This is a genomic window from Pseudomonas sp. WT-JTC (assembly GCF_056711565.1).
Window position 1 is genome coordinate 4,643,829 of the sequence record NZ_CM160042.1, and the last position, 11,505, is coordinate 4,655,333.

At 60.4% G+C, this 11,505-nt stretch carries 8 protein-coding genes; 2 read left to right on the forward strand and 6 right to left on the reverse strand.

Annotation, left to right across the window (positions count from 1 at the left end; genetic code table 11):
- Nucleotides 1-15 precede the first annotated feature (15 nt).
- Nucleotides 16-882: a pirin family protein gene (locus AC06G5_RS21110; RefSeq protein WP_480458259.1), complete on the reverse strand. Its 867-nt coding sequence runs from the start codon at nt 880-882 to the stop codon at nt 16-18.
- A gap of 104 nt (nt 883-986) precedes the next feature.
- Here AC06G5_RS21110 and AC06G5_RS21115 point away from each other — a divergent pair, with 104 nt between their 5' ends.
- Together AC06G5_RS21115 and dkgB are read left to right on the forward strand one after the other, a co-directional pair.
- Entirely contained in the window at nt 987-1,895 is a 909-nt protein-coding gene (locus AC06G5_RS21115) for a LysR family transcriptional regulator (RefSeq protein ID WP_223531675.1), read from the forward strand.
- A gap of 247 nt (nt 1,896-2,142) precedes the next feature.
- Complete coding sequence (dkgB, locus tag AC06G5_RS21120; RefSeq protein ID WP_480458260.1) at nt 2,143-2,946, forward strand: 2,5-didehydrogluconate reductase DkgB; 804 nt, start codon at nt 2,143-2,145, stop codon at nt 2,944-2,946.
- 3 nt (nt 2,947-2,949) lie between these two features.
- Here the strand turns inward: dkgB and AC06G5_RS21125 are convergent, their stop codons facing one another.
- From AC06G5_RS21125 to mgtA, 5 genes are all read right to left on the reverse strand, one after another.
- Nucleotides 2,950-6,177, reverse strand: coding sequence for a transporter substrate-binding domain-containing protein (locus AC06G5_RS21125; protein ID WP_480458261.1), 3,228 nt, complete (start codon nt 6,175-6,177; stop codon nt 2,950-2,952).
- Entirely contained in the window at nt 6,178-6,804 is a 627-nt protein-coding gene (locus AC06G5_RS21130) for a response regulator (RefSeq protein WP_413427877.1), read from the reverse strand.
- Between the two features lie 109 nt (nt 6,805-6,913).
- Nucleotides 6,914-7,315, reverse strand: a complete 402-nt coding sequence (locus tag AC06G5_RS21135; protein WP_480458262.1) for a chemotaxis protein CheY — start codon at nt 7,313-7,315, stop codon at nt 6,914-6,916.
- 151 nt (nt 7,316-7,466) lie between these two features.
- On the reverse strand, nt 7,467-8,183 hold the full coding sequence (locus tag AC06G5_RS21140; RefSeq protein WP_413427879.1) for an MgtC/SapB family protein: 717 nt from the start codon (nt 8,181-8,183) through the stop codon (nt 7,467-7,469).
- Between the two features lie 156 nt (nt 8,184-8,339).
- Nucleotides 8,340-11,054 carry a magnesium-translocating P-type ATPase gene (gene mgtA, locus AC06G5_RS21145; protein ID WP_413704344.1) on the reverse strand — a complete coding sequence of 905 codons (2,715 nt, stop codon included), beginning with the start codon at nt 11,052-11,054 and terminating at the stop codon, nt 8,340-8,342.
- Between the last annotated feature and the right edge of the window lie 451 nt (nt 11,055-11,505).

Consider the following 11,505-nt stretch of genomic DNA (forward strand, 5'->3'; position numbering starts at 1 on the left):
TTGAAGCGGAGCGGGTTAAGCGTGCATCCGGCCGAAGCGACCGGACTGGAAGTCGGCGAAGGCCTGGTGGATTTCCTGCTCGGTGTTCATCACGAATGGCCCGTGACCGACGATCGGTTCATCGATCGGCTCGCCGCTGAGCAACAACACCACCGCGTCTTCGCTGGCTTCGAGGGTCATCCGGTCGCCCTTGCGATCGAACAGGGCCAATTGCCCCTGGCGCACCGGCTCCAGGCCATTGACCTGAACCGTGCCACGCAAAACCACCAGTGCGGTGTTGCGCCCTTCATGCAGATCCAGGGTGAGCAACTTGCCGGCATTCAAACGAATGTCCCACACGTCGACCGGGGTGAAGGTGCGTGCCGGGCCTTGGCGGCCATCGAACTCACCGGCGATCAGGCGCAGGATGCCGGCGTTGTCCTGCAAGGCGATGCTCGGGATGTCGCGGTCGAGGATCGTCTGGTAGCCGGGATCGGCCATCTTGTCCCTGGCCGGCAGATTGACCCACAGTTGCACCATCTCCAGGGTGCCACCGCTCCTGGCGAATCCTTCGGAGTGAAATTCTTCATGCAGGATGCCCGAGGCGGCCGTCATCCATTGCACGTCACCGGGACCGATCTTGCCGCCACTGCCGGTGGAGTCCCGATGCTCCAGTTCGCCCTTGTAAACGATAGTCACGGTTTCGAAGCCACGATGCGGATGCTGACCAACGCCACGCCGTTCGGTGGTCGGGGTGAATTCAGCGGGGCCGGCATGATCCAGCATCAGGAACGGGCTGATGTGTTTGCCCAGGTTGTCGTAGGAAAACAGCGTGCGAACCGGAAAACCGTCGCCAACCCAATGGGTCCGTGGACTGGTGTAGATACCGATGATGTTTTTCATGGTGTCTCCTGATGAGGTGAGTGAAGCCATGGACAAAGCTTAAAACCGTGACCTTTGCTGCGCTAGACTGTGAAAATCGGCTTTAGCGTTCTATTTGGAGAACGATGGTGGAAGACCTCAACACCCTCTACTACTTCACCCAGGTGGTGGAACATCACGGTTTTGCGGCGGCGGGCCGGGCACTGGACATGCCCAAGTCCAAGCTCAGCCGACGCATTGCCGAACTCGAAGAGCGACTGGGTGTGCGCCTGCTGCACCGCACCAGCCGGCATTGCTCCTTGACGGAAATCGGCCAGGCCTACTACCAGCGCTGTCTGGCCATGCGGGTGGAGGCGGAAAGCGCCGCCGAACTGATCGAACGCAACCGCTCCGAGCCTCAGGGCCTGGTGCGTGTCAGTTGCCCGACGGCGCTGCTCAATTCCTGGGTCGGGCCGATGCTGACCCGCTACATGCTCAAGTACCCGTTGGTGGAATTGTTCATCGAGAGCACCAATCGCCGGGTCGACCTGATTCACGAAGGCTTCGATATTGCGTTGCGGGTACGCTTTCCACCGCTGGAAAACACCGACATGGTGATGAAGGTACTGGGCAACAGCACCCAGAGCGTGGTCGGCAGCCCGGCCTTTTTATCGCGCCTGTCGACTCCGGCCTCCCCGGCCGACCTCAGCGGCTTGCCGAGCCTGCATTGGGGTGCGGCGCAGCGCGAATATCAGTGGGAACTGTTTGGCGCCGATGGCAGCACGGCAATGATTCGTCACGCCCCGAGAATGGTCACCGACGATCTGTTGGCCTTGCGCCATGCAGCGGTCGCCGGGATCGGCATCGTGCACCTGCCCAGTGTGGTGGTGCGCGACGAAATTGCCGCCGGCCAACTGGTGGAGCTGGTACCGGGCTGGACACCGAAAAGCGGAGTCATCCATGCAATCTTTCCCTCACGTCGGGGGTTGCTGCCTTCGGTGCGCACGTTGATCGATTTTCTTGGGGAGGAATTCAGCCGTAGTGATATTGCTTAGGGGCCGCAGGTAAGGCTTTGGACCGAGTCGCCATCTTCGCGAGCAAGCCCGCTCCCACATTTGCAATGCATTCCCCCTGTGGGAGCGGGCTTGCTCGCGAAGAGGCCGGCACAAACATCATCAATGCCGAAAACTGCAGGTGATTCATGATTTCCGGTAAACATTGCTTTGCCGCTCCAGCGGTTTTTCTCACGGATGCAGGCGCGGATACTGCCGCCCATTCCCACTGCAACCTCTGGAGTCATCAATGTCCATTCCCGCCTTCGGCCTGGGTACGTTTCGTTTGCAAGGCCAGGTGGTCATCGATTCGGTGAGCACCGGCCTGGCGCTTGGCTACCGGGTGATCGATACCGCACAAATCTACGAGAACGAAGCCGACGTCGGCGAAGCCATCGCTGCCAGCGGCATTGCCCGTGAAGAGCTGTTCATCACCAGCAAGATCTGGGTCGCCAACCTGGCCGGCGATCGCCTGATCGACAGCCTGAAGGAAAGCCTGAGCAAACTGCAGACCGATTACCTGGACCTGACCCTGATCCACTGGCCGTCGCCGGAAGATCAGGTGCCAGTCGAAACGTTTATGGGCGCCCTGCTCGAAGCCAAGCGCCTGGGCCTGACCCGACAGATCGGCGTGTCCAACTTCACCATCGACCTGATGCAGCAAGCGATAGCGGCCATCGGTGCCGAGCACATCGCTACCAACCAGATCGAACTGCACCCGTACCTGCAAAACCGCAACGTCGTCGCGTTCGCGCAGAGCCAGGGCATCGGCATTACTTCATACATGACCCTGGCTTACGGTGAAGTTCTCAACGACCCGCTCATCCAGCAGATCGCCGAACGCCTGCAAGCGACGCCGGCTCAGGTCACCCTGGCCTGGGCCATGCAGTCGGGTTACGCAGTGATCCCGTCTTCCACTCGGCAGGCCAATCTCGAAAGCAACTTGAAGGCGCGCGAGCTGACCTTGAGCGAGGCCGACATGGCGCTGATCGCAACGCTGGATCGCGGCCACCGGTTGACCAGCCCCAAAGGCATCGCACCGAGCTGGGATTGAGCCTCAACCCTGCCCGATACTTTGGTCCAGGCGGGTCATGGCTTGCTGCAACTGGTCGACGGCGTCGTCGACCAGTGCCGCACGGCCGTCATGGCACGCCCGCTCCAGTCGTTCGCAACACTCGACCAGGCCAAGCGCTCGCACCATCAGTGCCCCGCCCTTGATCCGGTGTGCCAGATCCTGCAATCCGGAACGATTGTCGCCGGCGTGCAAGGCCAGCAAATGCACGCGGTCCTCGCGATTGCTCAGCGCCAGATCGTGCATCAGTTGATCGATCAGCTCGCGGTCCGAATCCGCATAGCGCTCCAGCCCACTCAAATCGAACTCGGCGAAGCCATGGCCGTCAGTTGGCGCTAAGGGGGCGCTGGAAAACCGCTGGGCCAGCCACGCCTGCAAATCCACCAGGCGGATCGGTTTGAACAGGCAATCATCCATGCCCGCCGCCTGACAACGGGCCTTCTCTTCGGCCTGCGCATTGGCGGTAAAGCCCAGTATCAGCGTCGACGATAGCCCCTGCACCTGCTCTTGCTCACGTATCGCGCCCGCCAGTTCATATCCACTGAGCACCGGCATGTTGCAGTCGGTAATGACCAGATCGAACCCACCTGCGCGCCACTGTTCAAGCCCAAGGGCCCCGTCTTCGGCCAGCACCACATGATGGCCCAGGTAGCTCAGTTGCCGCGAGAGCAACAGGCGATTGGCGGGATAATCGTCGACCACCAGAATCGACAACACCCGGGTCGTGAGCTGCGCCGGATCCTGGGCCATCCCCCCTGCGGGTAATGCTTGCAGGGCAGGCAGCACCAGGCTGATATCCACCCGCGTCCCGCGCCCGAGCTCACTGTCGAGCTGCAAATGGCCGCCCATCGTTTCGCACAGGGTACGACTGATCACCAGGCCCAGGCCGGAACCTTGCCGGGCGGTCTGCTGACTGTTGCCCGCCTGCACGAAAGGGCTGAACAGGCGTTGCTGGTCGAAAGCGCTGATACCGATGCCGCTGTCCTCGATCCGTACGCTGACGGCAAGATGCTCCGGGGCTTGAGGCTGCACGCGCAGCGTCAGGCTCACCCGGCCTTCACGGGTGAACTTGATCGCATTGCTCAGCAGGTTGGACAGCACTTGTTTGAAGCGCGTGGGATCGAGCATCACGTCGCGGTCACTGTGTTCGTCGAGTTCGACCCGCCACTGCAGATTCTTCTGCATCGCCAGCCCTTCGAAAACCCGGCAGACCGACGTCACCAGCGCGTGCAGATTGACCCGCTCCGGCGCCAGCGACAAATGCCCGGACTCGATCCGGGCGACGTCCAGAATGTCGCCGATCAAATCCAGCAATTGTTGTCCGGCATTGGATGCCACCTCGATGGCGGCGCGGTCGGTCTCCCCTTCATCGGCCCGTTTCAACGCCAGTTCGAGCATGCCGATCAATGCGTTCATCGGCGTACGGATTTCATGGCTCATGGTGGCCAGGAACGTGGTCTTGGCCCGGTTGGCGTCGTCCGCCGCGTCCTTGGCTTCCTGCAGTTGCCCGAGCAACTGCTGACGCTGGCGAATCTGCCGCCGCTGCCAGACGATCCCGGCCAACGCGAGCAACAGCAAGACACCCGCCACCGCAAAAGCCTGCACGATCGCCTGGCGGTGTCGCAGCCAGTAGCTCTGCTCGACCATCGAGTCATAGCGCCAGGGCTGGGTCAGCTCGTCGATCTCTTCGGGAGGGATGCTCAACAGCGCCTTGTCCAGAATCGAATGCAGTTCGGTAGCCTCGCGACTGGTTGCCAGGGTGCTTCGGGCGGGGTGGGTGCCCACGGTGCTGGTCACTTGCAGGCGATCGCGATACTGCCGGGAAATCAGGTAACGGGCGCTGATCAGCGAGTTGATACCGCCCTGGGCCTTGCCCTGGGCGACCATTTCCATGGCGTCCGTCGACAGTGGTGCATCCATCAGCCGGATCAACGGGTAATGCTGGCGAATGTACTCGCCGACAACGTTGCCCCGGGTCAGCGCCAGGGTTTTTCCCGCCATGTCATCCAGTGTCCTGGGGCTGCCCGCGGCTGCGCGGGTCACCAGCACCGAAGGGCTGCTCAGAAACGCCCGGGTGAACAGCAGTTCGTCGTCACGCAGGGAACTGAGGCCGATACCGGCCAGCACATCGATCTCTCCGCTGGAGATGCCGGTCATCATTTCGGCCACCGACTTCACGCTCCGGATGTCAAATTGCAGCCCGGTACGCGAACTGATTTTGGTCAGCACATCGACGCCGATACCGCGAAATTTGCCTTCGCTGTCGATGAATGTAATCGGCGGAATGTTTTCGTTGATCGCCACCCTCACCCGCGGGTGGCGTTCGAGCCAGCGCTGTTCGGCCACGCTCAATTGCAATGACTCGGCGCCCGGGATAGATGCCCCGTTTGCTCCCCAACGACGCAGGATATTCATTTGTTCATGGGTGGTGATGGCCGCCAGCGCCTTGTTGACGATGCGCAATAGCGAAACGTTGTCGCGGGTCATCGCAAAGGCAAAACGCCCGGATTCCATGGGCGAGAAGTCCGTCAGGCGCACGTTGCTCAGGTTGTTCCTGCTGATCAGGTAATGGGCATTGATCGCATCGCCCAGATAGACATCGGCCTGGCCGAATGCCACGGCGCCCATCGCCGCCAGTGTCGAGGGAAACAGCTGGACCTGCGCCTTGGAATAGAACTGTTGCACGCTGTATTCGGGCAGGTAGTGATACAGCATCACCAGCCGCTTGCCGGCCAGTGTCGGGTCGAGTACCGGAGGGAAATCGGAACGCGTGACCAGCACCGGCTGATCGACCGCGTAGGCGCTGGACATCTGCAGCTGTGGATCCTCGGCTTCAAATCGATTGGCCGTTCCCAGCAGGTCTGCCCGCCCTTCCTTGATGGCCTGCACCGCATCGGCCCGCGACGGATAACATTCGACCTCAATGTCGACGTTCAACATTTGTTCGAGCAATCCGGCGTAATCGGCTGTCACGCCTTCGAACACCTTGCCCGCCGTATTGAACTCGAAAGGGGGATAATCCGGCGTCGAAACAGCCAGCACCAATCGGCCCTTTTGTTGTAGCCAGCGCTGCTCGGCTTCCGACCACCCGACACTCAGACCTTCGGCACTCGAGCGTCCCAACAGGGTCAACGGCTGTTGTGCACAGACCGTCGATGACCATAGAAGAAGGCCCGTCAGCACCCAACCAGCCAATCGCCTGAGAGCGTTCATTCAGATCAAATGATTGCGCAGGGCGAAATCCCTCAAGTGCACCGACGAGTTCACGTTGAGCTTGAGGATGAGTCGGGTCTTGTAGGTACTGACGGTCTTGTAGCTCAGGTGCATGATCTCGGCGATTTCCAGGTTTTTCGAGCCCCGGGCCAGATACTGCAGAATGGTCAACTCACGATTGGAGAGTTTGTCGATCAACTGTTTTTCACTGCGTTGCAAATCCCCTATCGATACGGAACTCGAGGGGATCTGGGCGAAATAGGTGTAGCCGGCCATCACCGAACTCACCGCGGCCTTCAAGTCATCCAGGTCCTTGCTCTTGGAAACATAGGCAACAGCCCCGGCCCGCATGCAGCGGTCCTGATAGAACTCGGCCTCCAGCGAGGTGAACACCACTACGCGACATTGTGTGTTTTCGGCCTTGATGCGGTCCATCACCTCAAGCCCCGCCACACCGGGAAGACCCAGGTCAAGCAACACGACATCCGGTTGATGCTCCCGGATCAGCGACAACACCTGATCGCCACGGGAGGCTTCGTAAATTTGCGTGAATCCTTCACCCTTGAGTACGAGTTTGATCATGGAGCGAACCACCGGATGATCTTCCACAATCAATGCTGACTTCATGACAACTCCCGTGCAAAACAACACGATCGGGCAAAAAAATGCCCTCCAGGCACCGCAGCGGCTGGGCACAACGCTGCGCATAGACAATGGCATGGAAGGCTGGGAGGGGCTACCTGACAGAAATGACAGTTCCGACGAACGGTAGCGGACGATCGACGGCGCTCATCAATTGCGTGATTGACGCCAGGTCAGGTACAGCGGCCTGGCTGACCTGGACTTTGCCCGGGGCTGGCGACAACGGTGCCTGTTGTTCATTGAAGATAAAACCGTGACGAACCTGCGGGTTGTCGGCAAGGAAATTGAACAGGTCCAGCGCTCCGTTGGTCATCGCCCCATTGACGAGCACCAGATCCAGAGGCTCGCAACCGTACTCCACCAATGGAAGGAGTTCGTCGAAGCTCTGCACCGGTGCCACCCAAAAGTAGCCGAGCTGGTTGAACTGCCGCTCGATCCGCAGGCGGTTGAAGTGCTGCGCATCGGCGATCAGGATGCGCAAGGATTTGTTCGGCAAGGAGACCTCCAAAAGGATGTCGGTTTCAAGAGGTCGCAAAGCCTACGGAAGACCTCCCCAGGTTTATGTAGGAATATTCCTAAATCAATGCAGGTTAATCTGACTCTTGCCTTGGAAACGCAAGCGCACTTCGCCCCTGAAACCCTGGCCTTTACTCCGTGGTACTCGGACTCCAGAACGCCTGCACCACCAGGGTCGACATCGAAATCCGCGCCACCAGCGCATCCAGTTCATCGCCATCGACGGAGGTGGTCGCCAGGGTGGCTTCGATTTCAATTTCATCCGTACCAAAGGCATGCACATCGACATCGCTGGCCGGATAGTTGCTGCGCTCCAGCTCGGCTTCGAGCAAGGCCAGCACGGTTTTTTGCTGCGTACGCCGGGCGATCACATAGACGATGTTGGTGACTTCCGCCGAAATCACATCCAGCGGCTGACGGTTGATATTGTTGACGATCGGCCGCAGCAAGGTGTTGGCCGCGAGCACGAACAGCGTGCCGAGCAACGCTTCGGCCAGCAGATCGGCACCGGCGCAGGCACCGACTGCAGCCGAGGTCCAGAGGGTCGCGGCGGTATTGAGGCCGCGCACATTGCCCTCTTCACGCATGATCACCCCGGCACCGAGAAAGCCGATACCGGAGACCACATACGCCACGACCCGCACAGCACCTTCGGCCCCGCCGAGACGGTTGGCCATGTCGACGAAAATCGCCGCGCCCACCGCCACCAGCACATTGGTGCGCAGGCCGGCGGTGCGCTGCCGATACTGACGCTCGAAACCGATCAGGCCACCGAGGATGAACGCCGCGCTGAGGCTGACCAGGGTGTCGAGCAGCGAAGTCAGGTTGAGGTTGTTGATGGCTTGCATGATGAACTCCTTGAAAAACACACAACCCCTTGTGGGAGCGGGCTTGCTCGCGAATGCGATGTATCAGTCACCATCATCATTGACTGACCCACCGCTTTCGTCGGAACGCCGCCCGGACCAAGCCCGCTCCCACAAGGGCATTGTTGTACTGCGGCCTTATTGCCAGCCAAATCGGCGAATGTAGAACCCTTTCACCGCCTGGGTCAGCGCCATGTACGCCAGCAGGATCACCGGCAGGAACACGAAATACAGCGACGGCAACGCCTGCAGCTTGAAGTAATGCGCCAGCGGTCCCATCGGCAGGAAAATCCCCACGGCCATGATCAGTCCGGTCATCACCAGCAACGGCATGGCCGCGCGGCTCTGCACGAACGGGATCTTCGGCGTGCGGATCATGTGCACGATCAGTGTCTGGGTCAGCAGCCCGACCACGAACCAGCCAGACTGGAACAGGGTCTGGTGATCCGGGGTGTTGGCATCGAACACGTACCACATCAAGGCGAACGTCGTGATGTCGAAGATCGAACTGATCGGCCCGAAAAACAGCATGAAGCGCCCGACATCCGCCGGCTGCCAGCGCTGCGGTTGCTTGAGCATTTCGTCATCGACGTTATCGAACGGGATGGCGATCTGCGAAATGTCATAGAGCAGGTTCTGCACCAGCAGGTGCATCGGCAGCATCGGCAGGAATGGAATGAACGCACTGGCCACCAGCACCGAGAACACGTTGCCGAAGTTCGAACTGGCGGTCATCTTGATGTACTTGAGCATGTTGGCGAAGGTCCGGCGGCCTTCCAGCACGCCCTCCTCCAGCACCATCAGGCTTTTTTCCAGGAGGATGATGTCGGCCGCTTCCTTGGCGATGTCCACGGCGCTGTCCACGGAAATACCGATGTCGGCGGTGCGCAGGGCCGGGGCATCGTTGATGCCGTCGCCCATGAAACCGACCACATGGCCGTTGCCCTTGAGCAGGCGGACGATGCGTTCCTTGTGCGAGGGCGTCAGTTTGGCGAAGACGTTGGTGGTTTCCACGGCTTTCGCCAACTCGGCATCCGTCATGCGTTCGATGTCGTTGCCCATCAGCAGGCCTTGCTGTTCCAGGCCGACTTCGCGGCAGATTTTCGCAGTCACCAGTTCGTTGTCGCCGGTCAGCACTTTCACCGCCACGCCGTGGGCCGCCAACGCCTTGAGCGCCGGCGCAGTGCTTTCCTTGGGCGGGTCGAGGAACGCCACGTAACCGATCAGCGTCAGTGCCTGCTCATCGGCCAGGCTGTAGGTGTCGCGTCCTTCACTCATCGGCCGTGCCGCTACCGCCACGACACGCAAGCCCTCGGCGTTGAACGTGGCCGTGACCTGTCGAATGCGCGCCAGCAACTCTTCGGTCAAGGCTTCATCGACTTCGCCGTGACGCACCCGCGAGCAGACCGCCAGCACCTCTTCCACCGCGCCCTTGCAGACCAGCAGGTGCGGTTGATCGCGCTCGGCGACTACCACCGACATGCGACGACGGGTGAAGTCGAACGGAATCTCGTCGACCTTGCGAAACGCCGTGCCGACTTTCAATTGACGATGGATTTCGACGTGTTCGAGCACCGCCACATCCAGCAGGTTTTTCAGGCCGGTCTGGTAGTAGCTGTTGAGGTAGGCCATTTCCAGCACGTCATCGGAGTCATTGCCCCAGACATCGACGTTGCGCGCCAGGAAGATTCTGTCCTGGGTCAGGGTGCCGGTCTTGTCGGTGCACAACACGTCCATGGCGCCGAAGTTCTGGATGGCGTCGAGACGTTTGACGATGACTTTTTTGCGCGACAGGAACACCGCGCCCTTGGCCAGGGTCGAGGTGACGATCATCGGCAGCATTTCCGGGGTCAGGCCCACGGCAATCGACAGCGCGAACAGCAGCGCTTCGGTCCAGTCGCCCTTGGTGAAACCGTTGATGAACAGCACCAGCGGCGCCATCACGAACATGAAGCGGATCAACAGCCAGCTGACTTTGTTGACCCCGGTCTGGAACGAGGTCGGTGCCCGGTCAGTGGCGCCGACCCGCTGGGCCAGGGCGCCGAAATAGGTGCTGTTACCGGTGGTGAGAATCACCGCCATGGCCGTGCCGGACACCACGTTGGTGCCCATGAACAGGATGTTTTCCAGGTCCAGGGGGTTGAGTGTGTCGCGGTCCTGCTGACGGGGAAATTTTTCCACCGGCATCGATTCACCGGTCATGGCCGCCTGGCTGACGAACAGGTCCTTGGCACTGAGCACCCGGCAATCGGCGGGAATCATGTCACCGGCAGACAGCACGATCAGATCGCCCGGCACCAGAAACCTGATCGGCAACTCGATGCGCTGCGCGCTGAGGTCCTCAAGGTCCCGGCGCATCACCGTGGCAGTGTTACTGACCATGGCCTTGAGAGCATCGGCGGCCTGGTTGGATTTGGTTTCCTGCCAGAAGCGCAGCAAGGTCGAGAGCACCACCATGGAGAAAATCACGATGGCAGCTTTCATGTCTTCGGTCAGCCACGAGATGACCGCCAGCAGCGTCAGCAGCAGGTTGAACGGGTTTTTGTAGCAGTGCCACAGGTGCGTCCACCAGGGCAGCGGTTGTTCGTGCTCGACTTCATTGAGGCCCAATTGCTCGCGCAGGGCATCGGCTTCATGCTCGCTCAAGCCATCGGTGTGACTGCCCAGATTGTTGAGCAATTGACCCGTGTCGCTACCGGCAGCAGCCACCAGGGTTTGCGCCAGGGTCGGTGGGACTTCACGGCTGACCGTGGTGTCGGTGAAGGTTTCCAGCAACGCCAGGCGACGGAAGTGCCGGGCGATGTGGCGGGTACGCAGGAAACCTGCGAAGAATTCCTTGAGGGTAAGTTTCATGGCTGGTGCCCCTTTGGTCAGCCGGGAAACCGTCGAGCAGGCAAGTCCACGCCTGTTCCGCCGGAACGACCGGCAAAGCAAGGCCTGGCGCGCCGGTCACGAATGACAGGCGTGTCGATAGGGCGGCGGCCACGACAGGAAAAGTCGAAACCACGCTCTGTTCAGCGTCGATGAGAGGGACGTCGGGACACGGCCAGGACTGGCCATGATCAGGATGCCGCTGCTCGCTTGTCGGCGAGACAACGGCACAGGAGACTGCGCGTTATCTTGCCGAGAAAATGCCGGTTACCGAGACCGGCCGACAACTGTCACTCGAACAAGTACCCACTGTGGGTCTCCGTAATGGATGAAAACGCGCGAAGCTTACGCCCCGATGTTTGGAGAGTAAACCCGTTACAAAAGCTTGCCGGGGGAAATGCGGGGTTCTTCAGGAAGGGTTCAGGAATCAAAT

Coding starts and splice junctions, on each gene's coding strand:
- AC06G5_RS21110 (WP_480458259.1), bottom strand. CDS start 882: ATGAAAAACATCATCGGTATCTACACCAGTCCACGGACCCATTGGGTT.
- AC06G5_RS21115 (WP_223531675.1), top strand. CDS start 987: ATGGTGGAAGACCTCAACACCCTCTACTACTTCACCCAGGTGGTGGAA.
- dkgB (WP_480458260.1), top strand. CDS start 2,143: ATGTCCATTCCCGCCTTCGGCCTGGGTACGTTTCGTTTGCAAGGCCAG.
- AC06G5_RS21125 (WP_480458261.1), bottom strand. CDS start 6,177: ATGAACGCTCTCAGGCGATTGGCTGGTTGGGTGCTGACGGGCCTTCTT.
- AC06G5_RS21130 (WP_413427877.1), bottom strand. CDS start 6,804: ATGAAGTCAGCATTGATTGTGGAAGATCATCCGGTGGTTCGCTCCATG.
- AC06G5_RS21140 (WP_413427879.1), bottom strand. CDS start 8,183: ATGCAAGCCATCAACAACCTCAACCTGACTTCGCTGCTCGACACCCTG.
- mgtA (WP_413704344.1), bottom strand. CDS start 11,054: ATGAAACTTACCCTCAAGGAATTCTTCGCAGGTTTCCTGCGTACCCGC.